Below are 18,299 nucleotides of genomic sequence, written 5' to 3'. Positions count from 1 at the left end.
GATTACGCATTGCGTATTTAGGGTATAGAAATAACAATGCTTTCTAGCTACCTTAAAAATTTATTATATGGAGGCAAATATGAAACAACGTGATTTTTTCTTCGATAACGCCAAGTTCATTCTCATGGCCTTTGTCGTCTTTGGTCATTTGCTGAATACGTATATACATGACAGTGAAACGATTTACGCTTTATATAAAACCATTTATTCCTTTCACATGCCAGCCTTTATCCTTGTATCAGGGTTCTTTGCAAAAGGCTTTTATCAAAAAGGATATTTAGCTAAAATTACAAAAAAATTAATCCTGCCTTACGTTATTTTCCAATTGATATATACCGTTTACTATTATTTCTTATATGAACGGTCTGCCATCACTGTAGACTTGCTCGATCCCCAATGGTCGCTTTGGTTCTTGATCAGTTTATTCTGTTGGAACATCATGCTGCTTGGTTTTTCAAAGCTTAAGCCTTCAGTAGGCATAGTTTTATCTTTATTAATCGCTTTATTGATTGGGTATATTGACAATATCTCCAATTATCTTAGTCTCTCAAGGACTTTCGTTTTTTTCCCGATGTTTTTAATCGGGTACCATTTAAGCAAAGACCATTTAAAAAAATTATTCACACCCAAAGTTCGTTTGGCTTCACTAGGTATCATGTTAGTAATTTTTATCGGTTTTTATTTAAATACCGATATCAATTATAAATGGCTTCTCGGTTCAAAACCGTATGCCGATCTTGAAGATGCGACGATCGTGTCCATGTTTAAACGTTTGGGATTTTACGGATTGAGCATACTTTCAGTGTTTAGCTTTCTATCTTTCATCCCACGCGGACAATATTTCTTTACGAATTGGGGTAAACAAACTTTATATGTGTATTTGCTACACGGCTTCTTCATTCGTTTCTTCCGTGAAAGCACTATACATGACTACTTCAGTAATACAGAGAGCTTCATCATGCTCGCCGGCCTCTCTTTCTTGATCACTGTGTTATTATCAAGCGAAATGATCGCTACGATGGCCCAGCCAATCATCGAATTGAAGACGACCAAAACAAAACGATTCATGATTAAAACAAAAGAGTATTTAAAACAGGCATTTTGAAATAAAACGGATAAAGCATTTTCTGCTTTATCCGTTTTTTTCGAAGTCTTTTCATTATACTTCGCAAGCTGAAAAGATTCCCCTTCATTACCAATAACTAATTTTTCAAATGGAGCGCGCTATGGTAAAATTACTCGTTAGTGCTTGTTTGCTTAAAAAGACATGTACACGAAAGGAGACAGGCGTTTTTTTACGCCCTTTAACATGAATATAATAATCAGTACTCTTAACGCAAAATACATTCACACTTCACTTTCCATACGATATTTAAAGGCTTATGCCCAGCCGGATTATGATGTTCAGCTGGCTGAATATACAATAAAAGATCCGATTATGAACATCGTTGGTGACCTTCACTCCAAAAAACCTGATGTCATCGGGTTCAGCTGCTATATTTGGAACATCGAAGAAACAATGAAAGTCGTAGCCATGCTGAAGAAGATCAATCCAGAATTGGTTATCATTCTCGGAGGACCTGAAGTCACATATGATGTTGGTGAATGGCTTGATCAGATTCCCGGGGCCGATTTTATTGTCATTGGCGAAGGTGAAGTTACCTTCAAGGCCCTTTTATCTGAAATTGAAGGTGCAAACGATTATAAGAAGGTCGGCGGCATCGCCTATCGACAAGACGGAAAAAAAATCATCCAGCCACAGAACGGTAAGGTTGATTTGAAGTCGCTTCCTACACCCTATCGTTTGGAAGAAGACCGTGGCGATCTATCTAAACGTGTCACTTATATCGAAACTAGCCGCGGGTGTCCGTTCAGTTGCCAATTTTGCCTTTCATCCATTGAAGTGGGAGTCAGGTATTTTGACCGTGAAAAGATTAAAGAAGATATCAGGTACCTTATGGCAAATGGTGCAAAGACCATTAAGTTCGTTGACCGAACCTTCAATATTAGCCGAAGCTATGCCATGGATATGTTTCAATTTTTAATTGATGAACATCTTCCTGGCGTGGTTTTCCAGTTCGAAATAACGGCTGATATCATGCGTCCGGAAGTTATCCAGTTCTTGAACGATAATGCTCCTGCAGGATTATTCCGCTTTGAAATCGGTGTACAATCAACGAATGACCATACGAATGACCTTGTGATGAGGAGACAAAATTTCGAAAAACTGACCCGGACCGTTACAATGGTTAAAGAAGGGCAGAAAATCGATCAGCATTTAGACCTGATTGCCGGTTTACCTGAAGAAGATTATCAAACCTTCAGAAAGACCTTCAATGATGTATTCGAACTAAGGCCTGAAGAAATGCAGCTTGGTTTCTTAAAAATGCTCCGTGGAACTGGCTTAAGGATACGTGCCGATGAGCACCAATATATTTACAGTGATCATGCTCCTTATGAAATTCTTGGAAATAACGTATTAGCCTTCGATGATATTGTCCGCATTAAGCAAGTAGAAGATGTCCTCGAAAAATACTGGAACGACCATAGAATGGATCATATAACAGAGTATCTGGTTAGAACGGTATTTCAATCGCCATTCGACTTTTTTCAAGATTTCGGTACCTATTGGGATGAACAAGGCTGGTCACGAATCGGACATCAACTTGAAGACCTGTTCCGACGCCTACAGCAGTTTCTAGCTTCCAGGGAATCAGCCGAGCTGAAAAACATTATCGGACTCATGAAGTTGGATTATTTCAAGAATCAAAAATACAAGCCACGTAAACCATGGTGGGAAGCTTCACTGGATAAACAGGGACGGAAAGAGATTTATGAAGCTATCCTAAATAAACCTGAACAGCTTGGACCTACTTTCACTGCTTTGGCCCTTAATGAAAAAGAGATACACAAACACACATTGCTTGAGGCCCTTCCCTTTGATTTGGAAACTTATTTAACGAAGGGAACAATCGTTGAAAACCCATCGATCATGTTAGCCTATTTTGATCCAAGTGGTAAAGGCTCATCCATTTTCGCTTTCTCGAAATCTGGGAGCATCATTATTTAAGAATAAGGACGGATCCCAAAATTGGGTCCGTCCTTATTCATTTATTTACTATCACGCTTTTTATTTTCTTTTGCCAATATTTCATAAATTTTAGTTGCATTCATATCGCCGCTGAATTCGATACCAAATTCAGTCCGAACATGTTCTCCCAGCTGTTCTTCCTGGGAATTCCGTTTGGCTTTATCCATTAACCTCTTCCTTTTCTGCCTTGCTTTGAATTGCGGTTGGCACCTTTCATTGGGTTTTCCTCTAAAGCGAACTCATTGGAAAACTCATTTTCGGCTTGGTTTCTTTTTGGTGTCTTACTTGCTTTGATAGCACCATCCACATTTGCTTTCCGTTTCATTTGACATCCACCCTTTTTAATAAATTTTACGTTTTAGAATGGGGTAAAACGGCCGAAAATTATTCAGGGATAATATAGGGACAGACGAGAAAAATAATCATAAAACGAAAAGGGAGAGACAATATGAAAAAGAAATTGGATTCGCCAATCATGGCTGATACACAACCCCACCAAATTAATGCACCAAGCTTTAAAGGAACAGGTATAAAACCAAAAGCTCCATTTATTAATGATTATGGGGTTGTCATCGGTGATAGTAAATATGCATCCGAAAACTCACCACTTGAAAATTGGAGCGAAGAAACAGACCCGGAAATCATGGCTGGCGACGAATGGATTCACCCCACTAATGATATTGGCTGGAATTCAACAGAAAACCGCGAACTTTTAGAAGCTAAAAAAGCTCCTCAACCTCCTTTTATGCATCCTGATAAAGATGTTAGCTTTGATACAGATTGAGTGGCAACCGATGGTCAAGGGGACCCCTGAAATCTCCATAAAAACCAAAGGGGTGTATCACCCATTCGGTGTACACCCCTTTACTTTATTTAACCTGCAAAATCAATTTCCCTTTCGTTTGACGGGTGTTCATTTCTTCATGAACCTCTGCTGCCTTTTCAAACGGATAAATACCGCCGATAGTCAGTTTAAGCTTGCCAGACATCACGTAAGAAAAAAGATCCTCGATGCTAGGCAACAGCAATTCTGGGGTTTTCATGATCTGCGGCAGGAAAAAACCTACGACGGATTGATTCCGCCTCATTAATTGCTGTGGGTTCATCTTATATGCCTCCCGGCTGGCATTACCAAAAACGATAAGGCGGCCAAACGGCGCCAAACATTTCAATGTTTTATTGAAAATGTCTCCTCCAGCCATTTCAAGGGCCACATCAACGCCCTTCCCACCTGTGGCCTCACGCACTTTCAGTTCCCAGCCTTCTTTAGTGTAATCGATTAGTTCATCTGCCCCCATCTTTTTAGCTAATTCCAACTTTTCCTCGGTGCTGGCGGTTGCTATCACTTTTCCAGCACCGAAGATTTTGGCAAGCTGAACAGCAATCGTTCCCACTCCGCCTGCTGCAGCATGTACCAAAACGGATTCCCCTTGCTGCAGACGTCCCATCGTCTTTAGAATATGATAGGCACTAAGACCTTGAAGGGGGAGGGCAACAGCTTCATGAAACGGTATGGCATCAGGAAGCGGAATGACAGAGAATTCATCAGATAGGGCATATTCAGAATATCCACCAGATTCGATTAAACTCACGACCCTTGTACCTGGTTTGATTTTGGTCACTTTCCCACCAACTTCCACCACTACGCCTGCCACTTCTGCACCTGGAATGAACGGAAGCGGCGTAGGTACTACATATTGCCCCTCCCTTCTGGCCGTATCTGCATAATTGACGCCGGCACAATCTATTTCTATCAGCACTTCATGGCCAGTTGGTACGGGTTTTTCCTTTTCCGTCATTTTCAGTACTTCCGGTCCGCCGTATTTTTCAAATTGAATGGCTCTCATCCTTGTCCCTCCCTTATTAATTTCCGGTAAATTCCGGTCTTCGTTTCTCTTTGAATGCAGCTACTCCCTCTAGATGATCTTCTGTGGAGGCCATCAAGGTTTGCGTAATTCGCTCCTGTTCGAGCATTTCATCCAGTGTAGCCGTAAATGAATGGCTGACGAGTTTCTTCATCATTCCAAATGCTTTTGTCGGGCCGTTGGCAAGCTTATTCGCAAGTTTTTGCACTTCCTCTTCAAGTTGATGGAGTGGATATATATAATTAATGATACCTAACGTATATAAGCGCTCAGCAGAAATCGGTTCCGCTGAAAAGAAGAGTTGCTTTGCAAGATGTGGGCCAACTAACTTTGGTAAAAAATACGAACCCCCTCCATCTGAAATCAGGCCTACTTGTGAAAAACTCATGGCAAATTGACTATCATCTGAAGCGACGATCAAGTCACAAGCGAGTGCCAAATTGAAACCGGCCCCTGCCGCAAATCCATGGACGGCAGCGATTACGGGAACCTCAGAAGCATCAAGGGCCAAAATGCATTCATTCATTCTGCCGACATGATCATACAATTGACTTGCAGAGGCCTTCCCCATCGACTTCACGTCTCCTCCTGCCGTGAATGATCGTCCCGCCCCTTTGATGACTACGGCCCTTATATGGGGCTTTTGTTTAACATCTCTTATCTCTTTCGTTAGGTTTGCAATCATATCCGGGCTAAAGGCATTCAAGCTCTCAGGACGATTTAAAGTCAGGATCAATACGTTATCGATTACTTCTGTTAATAAGTGTTCTTTTAACATTTACCCATCCCCTTTTTTCTACTTGATTAACCAGCCACCATCCACCAAAATATCGGTCCCTGTCATATATGACGCTTCCGGGGAAGCAGCAAATGTAATGACATTACTAATTTCCTCAGCTTTCCCCACTCTTTCCAGTACCGTGTTTCGTTGAATCGACTTTACAAATTTTTCATTTTGCAATCCATCTTCTGTTAATGGCGTTTCAATAAAACCTGGTGAAACGGAATTGACCCGAATACCAGCTGATGCCAGTTCCAGTGCCAATGATTTCGTTAAACTGATTACGCCGGCTTTAGCCGAGCTGTAGTGGGGGATGAATGCTCCTGCTTGATGTCCTGACAGTGAAGCGACATTCACGATTGCCCGGTTGACGGGCTCTTCATTTCCATCGCTCGCTCCCTCTACCATCACTTTCCCCAAGTACTTGGAAACAAGGAAGACACTTTTCAGATTGACATGCTGAATCATTTCCCAATCATCTGCAGTTGTATCCAAAAGCTTCGAGGACTTTGATCCACCTGCGTTATTGATTAAAATGTGAAGGTCACGATATTGTTCCTTTACATACATGGCAAGATCTTTTACATCATCCTCGTCCGTCACATCTGCAGGGAAAATATCGGCCATGGGAATAGTATGCCGGGCATTGATTTCAGCCGCTGCTTCCTTCAGCTTTCCTTTCGTCCGCCCTACCAATAATACCTTTGCCCCTTCGTCCGATAAGCGCAGCGCTGTAGCTTTCCCAATCCCAGATCCAGCACCAGTCACCACCGCTATTGCTTGTGAAAACCTCATGCCCCTCACCCCTTATCATGATTTTGATACTACGTTTCCTGCTTTTTCAATTCAGCTTCGATTCGTCCATCCACCAACTCTGGAACAAGGTCAATCGAACCCTTTTGTGCAGCCAATTTCAAATCTGCGACCAAACTGTGTTTATCGAATAGCTGTCCGACATAAGATGATTGCAGAATATCGAAAGCATTATCGATGTTCGTGCGATAAAGTGTGGTTGCAGCCCTTGCTGCATCATTGAGTATGAACCTTTCTTGTGATCCAGCAATCATGCAATCTATCAGATGACCTGCCCCATAAAAGTCTTCCAGACTGAATTCACCTGAGTTTCCTGAACATACGATGATGATCGTTTCTATTTGATGATGTTTTTTTATTCTTTCTGCAACAGATGGATTATTCAGCAAAGAAGCGATATATACTTTCTTAGCGGCTGCAGAATTTCTCAACGCAACCGTTCCGTTAGTCGTTGACAATATTAGCGTTTTATCACGTACCAACTTACTCAATAACGTCGGACTGGGATAGATTAAATCATCAACAGGCTTTGCTTTCAGTTCCCCTGCCACTAGAAAATCTCCTTGTTTCAATTCCTGGCTTTTCAATAGGGCATCTCCTGGATCCATGACAGGTATCACCTGGCGTGCTCCATTATGAAGTGCTGAAATAATCGTCGTAGTCGCTAACAGGACATCCAGGATGACTGCCACTTTCTCCCCTTCTTGTAGCTTTTCCCTATCTATCTCTTCTTTTTTTAATAACAAATGAATGTGTTGTACATGCCCCATTTTATTAAACTTCCTCCACTGCTACATTTGCTGCATGGGTGAGCAAGCTTTTTACGGTTTTTCCAAGTTTGGAAAAGCGGGGATCACTTGTCTGGCCTTTTTTATATCGATAATAGATTTGCTGAAGGATGACAGCTAACTTAAAGTAACCAAAGGTTAAATAAAAATCGACATTCGAAACATCCCTTCCACTTCTCGCTGCATACGACTCGATAAATTCCTTTCGTGTCAGAAAACCATTTAAAGTAGTGATGGACGCTTGGTCCAAACCGAATTTGATTAATTCTGGATCACCACTTTCCGTCCAATAGCTTAAAGCCACTCCTAGATCTGCCAGCGGATCGCCAACTGTGGACATTTCCCAATCGAATAGTCCAACCATTTCGCTAAGATCTTGATTAAACATTGCATTATTGATCTTATAGTCATAATGGATAATGGAGGTCTGGCTATATTTTGGGATATTCTGCTTCAAATAATTGATAAGCGGCGCCACTTCTTTGATTTCATCAGTCTTTGCTCTCTCATATCGGGAAATCCAGCCGTATACTTGTCTTTCGATGAACCCCTCAGGTTTGGAGATTTCCGCTAATCCCGTTTTCTCATGGGGAATGGAGTGTAGATCTGCCAGCCGATTGACCAATACATTAGAAAGCTGGCGGCATCGTTCAAAAGTAGGCTCGATTCCCTCGGGAAATTCAGTATCTATTACAATTCCATGTTTCCTTTCCATCAGGAAAAAAGGGGCACCAGCAATAGATTCATCATCCGAAAAAAGGATAGGCTCTGGAGCAGCTTGAAAATACGGGTTGATTCGTGAAAGGATATGATGTTCACGTTTCATATCATGTGCCTTTGGAGCAACAGGACCAAGCGGAGGTCTTCTCAGTACAGCCTCCCACTCCCCCATTTTCAGCTGATAGGTCAAATTGGAATAGCCCGTTGAAAATTGTTGCAGTTCTAACTTTTCCTTGGGAAGGTCCAACACATTTTTTCTGAGAAAATCTTCTAATGCATCAAGATTAAGCTCCTCGCCAGGCCGAACTGGAATTGTATCACCAACCATATTATTCCACCCCTTTAGACTTTTACCATTTTAATTATGAACAAGATGTAAGATGAGCTTTTCTTTAATCATTTCCGGAATAGGTTCGCTTTTTTGATTCGAAAAATTAAAAAAGACTAAAACCGCACTCCCCTTGGCAATGGACGCGCCAGTTTGTGAACAAAGGATTTCATGGGCCATATCACAGCTTTTCGTACCTACCTTTGTCAAAGAAGTTCTAATGGTCAAGAGTTGATTGAAATATCCCTGTGCAATAAAATCGCATTTTGTGGAAGCTAACAAAAAATTCCATGATTCGGCATTTGTCGTCAGACCCAAAGCTTCAAAAAATCTTATACGTGCTTCTTCCAGGTATATGAAATAGTTTGTGTTATTGATGTGTCCCAAAGCATCCGTTTCGGAAAAACGGACGTTGACTTCTAATTCATGCATAAAATCCCTCCTAGATTATCGATGAACGAAAGCAGGTTTACGCTTATCCAAGAAAGCGGAGACCCCTTCTTTCACATCTTCAGTTTGAAAGATTTCTTCAAAAAGATCCGTTTCAATTTCTAGACCTTGTTCAAGCGTCTCCTCGCTTCCTTCATTGATCGCCTTCTTGATTCTCGACAGTGATTGAAGGGAGTGCCTCGTCATTCTTGAGGCTAAAATCTTCGCCTCTGATAAGCCACAGCCTTGCTCGACGATTTTATTGACGAGCCCGATTTTTTCCGCTTCTTTAGCATCAATTGGATCACCGGTAAAGATCATTTCCTTTGCTTTGGCGTTTCCAACAAGTCTGGACAATCGCTGTGTACCACCAGCTCCTGGAAATAACCCTAATTTGACTTCCGGCAGGCCAATTTGAACTTGTGTTTCGGCAACGCGCAAATCACAGGCCAAAGCCAGTTCGCATCCGCCTCCTAAAGTCAACCCGTTTAATACGGCTATCGTAGGTTTAGGGAATTGGTCGATTTTGGTTAAGACCGCATGACTTTCCTTGACTCTTTCTTTCATATTCGGATTTCCCATCATGGTTGGGAATTCTTTTATATCTGCACCAGCCGCAAAAGCCATATTGCCTCCACCAGTTATCAGTACTGCTACAATTTCATCATCATTTGAAAGTTCTGTGAATATTTCTCCCAATTCCCTGAATACTTGTCTGCTGATTACGTTTAATGGAGGATTATCAATGGTTATGATTGCAAGCTTATTTTCGTTTTCCAATCTAATCAACTTTGGCATCAATTCTTCACTCCTTGATTCGGATATTCATACCAACCCTTACCAGTTTTCCTTCCTAAATGTCCCTGTTTCACTTTTTCTTCTATACATGCATTTGGCTTATCTTCTGGATTCCCCGTTTCATTATATCGCTGCTGCATGACAAAATACCCCACATCAATTCCTGATAAATCCATCAGTTCAAAAGGGCCGATGGGATGGCTTAATGCTTTTCTGCAAATTAGATCGATATCCTTATAGTCCACAATTCCTTCTTCATACAAATATAAAGCTTCACGCTGCAGTGCACCCAATATCCGATTGGCTACGAATCCCGATATTTCTTTCCTTAATAAAACACCTGTCCTATTCATTTTCTGGGTGACTTCCATCGCTAGCTTTGCTGTTTCTTCTGATGTTTGATCACTCATGACAACCTCAACACAATCCATAATTAAAGGTGGAAAAAAGAAATGCATATTAATGAACTTATCCGGACGGTTTGTCACACTTGAAAGCAAGCTATTGACAATCGTTGAACTATTCGTAGCAAAAATGGTTTCTGCTGGTGCCAATTCCTCCAGTTTAGTAAAAACTTCACGTTTCACTTCAAGCTTTTCGACAACCGCTTCAATGACTAAATCAGCTCCACTGGCCGCTTTCTCCAAATCCGTCGTATATTGAAGTCGACTAAAAGCTGCCAATTTACGATCTTCAGACAATTTTCCTTTTTGAACCCACTTAGTCAAAATAACATCCAATTTTTCCTTGGCCTCATTCAATGCTTTTTCTTGAACATCTTGAAGAATCGTCTCGTAACCTCCAAGTGCAGCGAGCATCGCAATTTGATGCCCCATCTGGCCAGCTCCAATTACGGTTATAGATTGAATTTGCTTGTTGGTCATGTCATCTATCTCCCCTCTACTAACTAGTTAGTATGTAACCTCTATCACGCTTCAATCCCCTGTAGAATCATCTCCATGAAAATACGTGCCACTTCCTGTTCATTTTTTTCCCCTTCTGGGTCGAACCAATGATAGCTCCAATTGACCACACCCAATATAGCAAAAGAGATGATGGATGCATCGAGATTGGACCGCAGTTCTCCGCTCTCGATGCCAGTAATCAGTACCTGCTCGATTTTATTACGGAACAGATCTCGCTTAGGCAGGATTTGTGCCAGTTTTTCATCACTTAGATTTTTCATTTCGCGGAAAAAGACCATTGCGCTTGACTTTTTAGTCTTAATGCTTTTTAAAAGCATATACACCATATCAAAAAGCTTATCCTTACAACTTTTTTCAGGGTCCAAAATGATTTTTTCCTGCTCACTAAGCAACTCGTCAATATAAGCGAGATGAATATCCATTAGCAACTGCTCTTTACTCGTAAAGTAATAATAAAACGTTCCCTTCGTAACCCCAACCGATTCGACGATATCAGTAATCGACGTTTCACTAAAGCCCTTCTTTTCGAATAAGCGTATGCTATGTTCTGTCATTTTTTCTTTCATGTAAGCATCCTCGCAATCTGTTAAAATTTCAGCTGAATTGAAATCATACGCTTTCGTACTATCAAATCCACTTATCTCCTGGAAAATTCTTCTCTTAAAGCACGCCTTAAAATCTTTCCGACATTTGTTTTCGGTAACTCCTCACGAAATTCGACGACATGCGGAACTTTATATGCCGATAGGTTTGCTCGGCAGTAATCGATGATTTCCCGTTCGCTTGCCTTTTGATTATTTTTAAGTACTAGCACCGCTTTAACCGACTCTCCTCGATACGCATCCGGAACTCCGATGACAACCGCTTCCAGGACAGCAGGATGTTCATAGAGAACTTCTTCCACATCACGAGGATAAATATTATAACCACTTGCGATGATCAAATCTTTTTTCCTGTCGACAATAAAGAGATATCCTTCTTCATCAACTTTGGCGATATCACCCGTATAAAGCCAACCATCCCTAAGAGTCACAGCCGTTTCCTCTGGCATATTCCAGTAACCTTTCATCACTTGTGGTCCTTTGACGACCAATTCCCCCATCTCGCCGGGGGCCACTTCTTTTGTCCCGTCACCTAGATCCATCACCTTATAATCAGTCGAAGGGATACCAATCCCGACACTCCCAGGCTTTCTTTCGGCAAATACGGGGTTACAATGCGTTGTTGGCGAAGCTTCCGTTAGACCATAGCCTTCCAATATCTTCGCACCTGATTTCCGTTCAAACTCACGTAGGAGTTCCACGGGCATAGGTGCACTTCCGCTGTTACAGAGCTGTATGGAGCCCATTCCATATTCTTCTGCTTTAGGATGATTCGTCAACGCTACATACATGGTTGGTACACCAGGAAAAGTCGTCGGCTGTTCACGCTTTATCGTTTCAAGCACTTCCTCTATTTCAAATCGTGGCAGCATGATTGAATCCCCCGCTATATACACGGATAAATTCATGGCCGAGGTCATTCCAAAAACATGAAAAAGCGGTATGACCGACAACGTTCTTTCTGAGCCCATTTTTAATTCATGCTTGAAGAATTCATACGATTGAACAACGTTAGCCAGAATATTGCCATGCGTCAGCATTGCCCCTTTTGAACGGCCTGTCGTTCCTCCCGTATACTGAAGAACGGCTATATCATTTTCCGGGTCGATCGTTACTGGATTGATTTTTCCGTCTCCTGACTTCATGAATTGATCAAAGGATGCATCAGGTTGGAAATCTGCTTCCGATGGCTGCAGGCTCACTGCGATAATATTTTTCACATTTGCGTGCTGCTGCACACTTTTGACTTTCGGATATAAACCGTCCAATACCACAATCGTTTCTGCCCCGGAGTCCTGCAGGATATGATGCAACTCCCTTTCAACCAGCATTGGATTGATTTGTGTGATAATCGCTCCTGTGGTCAAAGATCCATAATACGCAATGACGTATTGGGGACAGTTAGGCAGCATGATGGCGACGCGATCGCCTTTTTGGACACCTTTTTTTTGAAGGGCTGAAGCAAAGGCTTGCGACGCATGAAAAAGTTCCTGATAAGAAATCTTCCGACCATAAAAAGTAATAGCTGTATTGTTTGGATAGGACTCATATGCATGTTCAAGAATTCTTTGCATCGGAAACTCAGGAACCTTTATTTCCTTTGATATTGAATCAGGATAAACGGACAGCCATTTTTTTTCGTTCATCATTCCATACCCTCCAGCCATATTTACTTACTTTTCATTACATTGCATGCGAACCCCCATCAACAATCAAGATATTACCAGTCACATAATCAGATGCTTTTGAAGCTAGGAAAACCGCTGCACCTTTTAAATCATCCTCACTCCCTAACCTTTTAAGCGGAGTGGAATCCAAGATCGGATTCTTCCCTTGTTCAAGCACCCCTTTACTCATTTTTGTCGGGAAGAATCCAGGTGCGATTGCATTAACATTGATATTATGCTGGCCCCATTTTACAGCTAAATCTTTTGTTAAAACAATGACCGCCCCTTTGCTCGTATTATATCCGACCGTATCAAGCACCCTCGGGTCCGTCCCTCCTAATCCAGCGACAGAAGCGATGTTTATGATTTTTCCATGTCCCTGTTCAATCATGACCCTGCCTACAGTCTGGCTCATGATAAAGGTTCCAGTTACATTGACATTCATCACCTTCTGCCAGGCTTCCAGTGGCATGTCGACAGCTGGAGCTCCCCAAGATGCCCCGCTATTGTTCACTAAAATATCAATGGAACCAAATTCCCGGTAAGTTTCGTTAACGACTTCCTGTACATCTGAAGGATTGGTGATATCACACTTGAAGGAAAGTGCCCTGACTCCAATACTTTGCAAGCGAGAGGCAACTTCATCGCATGCTTCCTTCTTCCTGGAACAAAGAACGACATTGGCACCTGCTTCGGCAAAGCCGGTCGCTATTTGTTCTCCCAGCCCCCTCCCCCCACCGGTTATGATTGCCGTTTTACCAGTCAAATCGAATAGGTCGGTAACTTTCATATCTTCACCTCATGCTTCTGTTGGTATTTTCGAAGTTCTATTTTAGCTACTTGTGACCGGTGCACTTCATCCGGACCATCAGCAAGCCTCAACGTCCGGGCATTTGCCCAATGTGCAGCAAAAGGGAAATCATCGGAGATCCCCGCAGCTCCAAACCCTTGAATGGCCCGATCCAGCACTTTCAATGCCATATTCGGTGCAACCACTTTAATCATGGCTATTTCCGCCTTCGCTTCCTTGTTCCCGACAGTATCCATCATATAGGCAGCCTTTAGAGTCAGAAGCCTTGCTTGTTCGATTTCAATCCGTGAATCAGCCACCCATTCCATGATCACACCTTGTCTAGCCAAAGGTTTTCCAAACGCGATACGACCTTGAATGCGCTTACATAATTCTTCAAGTGCTCTTTCAGCAGCCCCTATCAGCCTCATGCAATGATGTATCCTCCCAGGTCCGAGTCTTCCCTGGGCAATCGCAAACCCTTTGCCTTCCCCCCATAGAATATTCTCAGCAGGAACCCTCACATTTTCAAAATTGATTTCAGCATGGCCATGCGGTGCATGATCGTAACCAAAAACAGGAAGCATTCTCTCGATTTTGACACCCGGTGTATCTAGCGGTACAAGAATCATGGACTGTTGTCCATGCTTGGTGGCTTCAGGATCCGTCTTGCCCATGACAATGGCAATCTTGCAACGGGGATCGCCTGCTCCTGAGGACCACCATTTCCGGCCGTTTATGACATATTCATTTCCTGACTTTTCAATCCTGCACTTAATATTGGTCGCATCTGAAGAAGCTACGTCTGGTTCTGTCATAGAGAAGCATGAGCGGATTTCCCCAGCAAGTAACGGCTTCAGCCAGCGTTCCTTATGTTCATCTGAACCGTACCTCACCAACACTTCCATATTTCCGGTATCCGGCGCATTACAATTGAAGATTTCGGGTCCAATCATCGACCTTCCCATGATTTCACAAAGCGGTGCATATTCTAGATTTGTTAAACCCGCTCCATGACTGCTATCAGGTAAAAATAAATTCCATAATCCTTCTTCCTTTGCTTTTGCGGTTAATTCAAATAAAATTGGCGGTATTTCACTCCATCGGCTTCCCTGTGATTCTAGTTGCTTTTTGTATACGGATTCATTGGGGTAGACGTACTTTTCCATGAATTCCCTTAACTTCTTTTCCAGACTTTTCACCTTTTGAGAATGTTCAAAATTCAAAATGAATTCCCCCTTTTAAACTAACTAACCGGTTAGTATGTTGTCACTTTTACAGTATACACGCAATTTTCCGATTTTTCCAATAATTAGTTACTTATTTTCCGATTTTTCAGACAATTAATTATTTATTTTCCTGATTGTTCAAGCTCCTTTCCCTGGACAGTATTGTTCCCGCTTATATCCTTTGGTTGGACGGCAGGGAATACACATACGATTTTCGTGCCTTTTTTCAGCTCACTTGTGATGAAAACTTTGCCACCATGCTTTTCGATGATTTTAAAACAAACGGAAAGACCCAATCCTGTTCCTGAGGATTTGGTAGTGAAAAACGGTTCTCCCACTTTTTTAAGGGAGTTTTCCGGAATACCTTCCCCCTCATCCAAAATGCTTACATAAACTTCCCCATTTTTTTCATATACACTAACAAATATATTTCCGCCGTTCGGCATCGATTCTATCGAGTTTTTTATCATGTTTATTAGTACTTGTTTGATTTGATTTTCATCAAAGTAAAGGAAAATAGGTTCTGTATCATAATTTTTATGAATTTGAATATTGTTCAGTACGGCGTTTGTCTCCAACAGTGTTACGACATGGTTGCAGCTGTCTTTTAAATCCTTCTCAAGAAAAACCGCTCCAGTCGGTTTCGAAAGCAACAAGAGTTCATTAAGAACTTGCTCGATCCGGTTTATTTCTGAAAAAATTATTTCATAGTATTCCTGTTTATCGGCATTGCCATCTTTAATCAACTTTACAAATCCTAATATAGCTGTCATTGGATTCCTGACCTCATGTGCAATCCCTGCCGCAAGTTGGGCAGCTGTTGATAACTTGCTTGATGTGATTGCCAAATGTTCGTTAAGGCTTACAAGCTTTTCTTCTGCATGTTTCCGTTCATTAATTTCCGATAATATTCCTGCCGTCCCTATGAATTTCCCTGCGTCATCGTAAATCAGTTTTACGAATGCTTCAACCCAACTTGTCCCCTTTTTTGAATCATTCAGTTTAATGTCCACTCGAAAATATTTATTTCCTTGATGAAATGATTCCGCAAACGCCTTTAATACGGCTTGATAAGAAGTGTTATCCATATGTTTAGAAAAGTGCAGCCCGAGAGATTCATTTACAGTTGCACCACTCATCGATTTCCATGCTGGGTTTAAATACAGCCATTTTCCTTTTTCATCCGTTTGGAAAATAACCTCATTGAAGCTATTGACCAATTCTTTGGAGTACTTGGAGAAAATACGATAGCGTCCTTCTTGTAACAAAGCAATTGTTTTCCGCTTATTATCATAGATAGCACCCAAACACCAAGCTATGGATAAACTGCCGATTAAGTATATTCCTTCAAAGGCGGAAAACCTGCGTTCTTCATGATCCAGCCATCCTAAATAGGGCAATAACAATATGAAGAACAGGGCAGGAACAATGATCCTTCCAATATATTTCTTTATTTCCTCCACCTCCTTTACGAAAATGATATAAACTTCATCCGATCGAATTCCAGGCAAGTAAGGGTTCAAATTGAGCATAAAGTATATAAATACGTTAGATAACTCACTTATAGGTAAATTTCAACATTTTATCTTTGATTCCTGCTAATAAGACAAAAAACCTTTCCACGATGGAAAGGTCTCTGTTCTGCTATCTCCTTACCCAATAATGACGCGCTCTTTTGGATAATGATAAATTTCCGTAACTTCTTTGTGGCCTATAATAAACAGGAGGGACGTGATCCCGACCCGTCCAATAAACATAATGATCATAATGACAACTTTACCGGTATTACTGAGATCAGGCGTTACTTGCATCGAAAGTCCAACTGATCCAAAAGCCGAACATACCTCAAAAATAATTTGGGTTAAAGTAAAATTCTCGGTAATCGTTAAAATGAAGACGGCCATTATGCATAGGAGCGACCCCATGATCATAACTGCAGTCGCCTTTCTGATATCATCAGGATGAATCTCCCGTTTGAATACTTTAATGGAGCGCCTCCCCCTCATGAAATTCCATAAGAAGAGAATCATAATAGCCAGAGTGGTTGTACGGATCCCCCCTCCGACTGAACTTGGGGATGCTCCAATGAACATCAGTATGCTCATCACTAAAAGGGTTGGTTCCGAAAAATCGCTCACATCCATTGTTGTTAACCCGCCGCTTCGCGTATTGGATGACATAAATAAAGAGTAGAAGAACGACTCATGCCAGTTCTTATCTTTTAAGAACCCATTCATTTCCAGCAGGAATATCAGAATCGTTCCCCCAATGATCAAGGAAAAGAAAGTGACCGATGTCAGTTTCGTGAACAAAGAAAAATGAAACTTATAAGTACGGGCCTTATTGGATAAAAATTCTTTCAACTCAATCAAGACCGGAAACCCGATGGCTCCAAGAGTAAGTAGAATAATCGTGATGAACTGTACAAAATAATCCCCTTTAAAAGGAATCATCGATATACCAGTGATATCAAAACCAGCATTCGTAGTGGCACTGATAGCCAAAAATAAACCATTTATAAAGGCGTCTTTCCAGTTCGGAAAATAATTCAAAAAATAAACCCCTAAAACAAGGGCGCCAATCATTTCAATTACGACAAATATCTGAATGATTTGGATCAATAATTTAACAAGACCCGACAGATTCGATTGGTTTTGATCCGTCATGATCAATTGCCTTTCCTTCAGGCCTATCTTCTTGCCCAATATCAGCCAGAAAAAGGTTCCGAGTGTCATGATGCCAATCCCGCCAAATTGGAGAACGAACATCAGAATGAAGTACCCAGCCTCACTAAAAACATCAGGCGTGCTGACTACGGTTAAGCCTGTAACACTGACTGCACTGACAGCTGTAAATAGTGCGTCAATGAATTTCCACTCAACCCCAGGTTTTAGAGCAACCGGCAGACTCAGCAATATTGTCGAGATGCTCACAGCTAAAAAATAATAACCGACGATAAGCTGTGCTGGTGTTAACTTTGATAATATTTGTTTAATAGCAACCATTAAGAGTTTCCTTTCTTACTCCTTTATGGTTATGTGGATCACATAACCATTGAAACTCTAGTTTACCCTTTTTTCATTCTTTTTTCCAATCTCTTTTGAAACTAACTTACATACAACAATAAGGCAGGTTTACCAATAAATTTGATGCTGTTCATGTAAGTAAAACTCTTGATTCTACTTATACTATCATTACAGCGGCAAAAGCCGTTGAAAAGTAAAGGGGAGATTTAAAATGGCTAACAACAGCAGCAACAACCTTCTAGTTCCTGGAATTGAACAAGCATTAGAACAAATCAAATATGAAATTGCATCAGAATTCGGTGTACAATTAGGTTCCGATACGTCATCACGTGCAAATGGGTCAGTTGGCGGAGAAATTACGAAACGACTTGTAGCACAAGCTCAATCACAACTTAAAGGTCAATAATTCAAAACACAATTGAATATCCATGGCTAAGAGTCCAGCT

Annotated in this window: 20 protein-coding genes; 4 read left to right on the top strand and 16 right to left on the bottom strand. The window is 41.4% G+C overall.

Translation table 11 applies throughout. The features are described 5' to 3' along the window. Positions 1 to 79 precede the first annotated feature (79 nt). The gene (locus tag ACFWE9_RS15120) at positions 80 to 1,105 is read left to right on the top strand and encodes an acyltransferase family protein (protein ID WP_230157585.1); all 1,026 of its coding nucleotides are present in this window, start codon (positions 80 to 82) and stop codon (positions 1,103 to 1,105) included. A gap of 204 nt (positions 1,106 to 1,309) precedes the next feature. Continuing rightward, positions 1,310 to 3,070: a B12-binding domain-containing radical SAM protein gene (locus ACFWE9_RS15115; protein WP_377357481.1), complete on the top strand. Its 1,761-nt coding sequence runs from the start codon at positions 1,310 to 1,312 to the stop codon at positions 3,068 to 3,070. Positions 3,071 to 3,111: 41 nt separating this feature from the next. Here the strand turns inward: ACFWE9_RS15115 and ACFWE9_RS15110 are convergent, their stop codons facing one another. Beyond that, positions 3,112 to 3,258 (bottom strand): hypothetical protein, encoded by a 147-nt coding sequence (locus tag ACFWE9_RS15110; RefSeq protein WP_230157587.1) that lies wholly within the window; start codon positions 3,256 to 3,258, stop codon positions 3,112 to 3,114. After that, the gene (locus ACFWE9_RS15105; RefSeq protein ID WP_377357479.1) at positions 3,258 to 3,416 is read right to left on the bottom strand and encodes a hypothetical protein; all 159 of its coding nucleotides are present in this window, start codon (positions 3,414 to 3,416) and stop codon (positions 3,258 to 3,260) included. Before ACFWE9_RS15105 ends, ACFWE9_RS15110 begins: the two co-directional genes overlap by 1 nt. Before the next feature lie 123 nt (positions 3,417 to 3,539). On the opposite strand from ACFWE9_RS15105, the gene ACFWE9_RS15100 reads away from it, so the two are divergent. Beyond that, positions 3,540 to 3,875, top strand: a complete 336-nt coding sequence (locus ACFWE9_RS15100; RefSeq protein WP_230157589.1) for a DUF3905 domain-containing protein — start codon at positions 3,540 to 3,542, stop codon at positions 3,873 to 3,875. 85 nt (positions 3,876 to 3,960) lie between these two features. Here ACFWE9_RS15100 and ACFWE9_RS15095 read toward each other — a convergent pair whose 3' ends face one another. The 14 genes from ACFWE9_RS15095 to ACFWE9_RS15030 form a co-directional block, all read right to left on the bottom strand. Beyond that, positions 3,961 to 4,938 (bottom strand): quinone oxidoreductase family protein, encoded by a 978-nt coding sequence (locus ACFWE9_RS15095; protein ID WP_230157591.1) that lies wholly within the window; start codon positions 4,936 to 4,938, stop codon positions 3,961 to 3,963. Positions 4,939 to 4,954: 16 nt separating this feature from the next. Continuing rightward, a complete protein-coding gene (locus tag ACFWE9_RS15090; protein ID WP_377357474.1) occupies positions 4,955 to 5,734 on the bottom strand; it encodes an enoyl-CoA hydratase/isomerase family protein in 780 nt (259 codons plus the stop codon). 18 nt (positions 5,735 to 5,752) lie between these two features. Continuing rightward, the gene (locus tag ACFWE9_RS15085) at positions 5,753 to 6,532 is read right to left on the bottom strand and encodes an SDR family NAD(P)-dependent oxidoreductase (RefSeq protein WP_377357472.1); all 780 of its coding nucleotides are present in this window, start codon (positions 6,530 to 6,532) and stop codon (positions 5,753 to 5,755) included. 29 nt (positions 6,533 to 6,561) lie between these two features. After that, entirely contained in the window at positions 6,562 to 7,320 is a 759-nt protein-coding gene (locus ACFWE9_RS15080; protein WP_230157594.1) for a 2-phosphosulfolactate phosphatase, read from the bottom strand. Positions 7,321 to 7,324: 4 nt separating this feature from the next. After that, the gene (locus ACFWE9_RS15075; protein ID WP_377357469.1) at positions 7,325 to 8,386 is read right to left on the bottom strand and encodes a phosphotransferase family protein; all 1,062 of its coding nucleotides are present in this window, start codon (positions 8,384 to 8,386) and stop codon (positions 7,325 to 7,327) included. A gap of 30 nt (positions 8,387 to 8,416) precedes the next feature. Continuing rightward, positions 8,417 to 8,818, bottom strand: coding sequence for an acyl-CoA thioesterase (locus ACFWE9_RS15070; RefSeq protein ID WP_230157596.1), 402 nt, complete (start codon positions 8,816 to 8,818; stop codon positions 8,417 to 8,419). 15 nt (positions 8,819 to 8,833) lie between these two features. Continuing rightward, the gene (locus ACFWE9_RS15065) at positions 8,834 to 9,613 is read right to left on the bottom strand and encodes an enoyl-CoA hydratase/isomerase family protein (protein WP_377357467.1); all 780 of its coding nucleotides are present in this window, start codon (positions 9,611 to 9,613) and stop codon (positions 8,834 to 8,836) included. After that, the gene (locus ACFWE9_RS15060; RefSeq protein ID WP_377357465.1) at positions 9,613 to 10,497 is read right to left on the bottom strand and encodes a 3-hydroxyacyl-CoA dehydrogenase family protein; all 885 of its coding nucleotides are present in this window, start codon (positions 10,495 to 10,497) and stop codon (positions 9,613 to 9,615) included. The genes ACFWE9_RS15065 and ACFWE9_RS15060 overlap by 1 nt, the downstream gene beginning before the upstream one ends. Positions 10,498 to 10,541: 44 nt before the next feature. Continuing rightward, positions 10,542 to 11,105, bottom strand: a complete 564-nt coding sequence (locus ACFWE9_RS15055; protein ID WP_230157602.1) for a TetR/AcrR family transcriptional regulator — start codon at positions 11,103 to 11,105, stop codon at positions 10,542 to 10,544. A gap of 71 nt (positions 11,106 to 11,176) precedes the next feature. Next, entirely contained in the window at positions 11,177 to 12,787 is a 1,611-nt protein-coding gene (locus tag ACFWE9_RS15050) for a long-chain-fatty-acid--CoA ligase (RefSeq protein WP_377357484.1), read from the bottom strand. A gap of 37 nt (positions 12,788 to 12,824) precedes the next feature. Continuing rightward, positions 12,825 to 13,598 (bottom strand): SDR family oxidoreductase, encoded by a 774-nt coding sequence (locus ACFWE9_RS15045; protein ID WP_230157606.1) that lies wholly within the window; start codon positions 13,596 to 13,598, stop codon positions 12,825 to 12,827. Further along, positions 13,595 to 14,824, bottom strand: a complete 1,230-nt coding sequence (locus ACFWE9_RS15040; RefSeq protein WP_377357463.1) for an acyl-CoA dehydrogenase — start codon at positions 14,822 to 14,824, stop codon at positions 13,595 to 13,597. The genes ACFWE9_RS15045 and ACFWE9_RS15040 overlap by 4 nt, the downstream gene beginning before the upstream one ends. 125 nt (positions 14,825 to 14,949) lie before the next feature. Further along, positions 14,950 to 16,338 (bottom strand): ATP-binding protein, encoded by a 1,389-nt coding sequence (locus ACFWE9_RS15035; RefSeq protein WP_377357461.1) that lies wholly within the window; start codon positions 16,336 to 16,338, stop codon positions 14,950 to 14,952. Positions 16,339 to 16,479: 141 nt separating this feature from the next. Next, entirely contained in the window at positions 16,480 to 17,832 is a 1,353-nt protein-coding gene (locus ACFWE9_RS15030) for a TrkH family potassium uptake protein (protein ID WP_230157609.1), read from the bottom strand. Between the two features lie 232 nt (positions 17,833 to 18,064). On the opposite strand from ACFWE9_RS15030, the gene ACFWE9_RS15025 reads away from it, so the two are divergent. After that, complete coding sequence (locus tag ACFWE9_RS15025) at positions 18,065 to 18,259, top strand: alpha/beta-type small acid-soluble spore protein (protein ID WP_230157610.1); 195 nt, start codon at positions 18,065 to 18,067, stop codon at positions 18,257 to 18,259. Positions 18,260 to 18,299: the final 40 nt, after the last annotated feature.

Origin of the sequence: Peribacillus sp. NPDC060253 (assembly GCF_042727425.1) — a bacterium.
Taxonomy (GTDB): Bacteria; Bacillota; Bacilli; order Bacillales; family DSM-1321; genus Peribacillus.
Note: the sequence above shows the minus strand (reverse complement) of the source record. Positions and strands in the feature narration are given on the sequence as shown.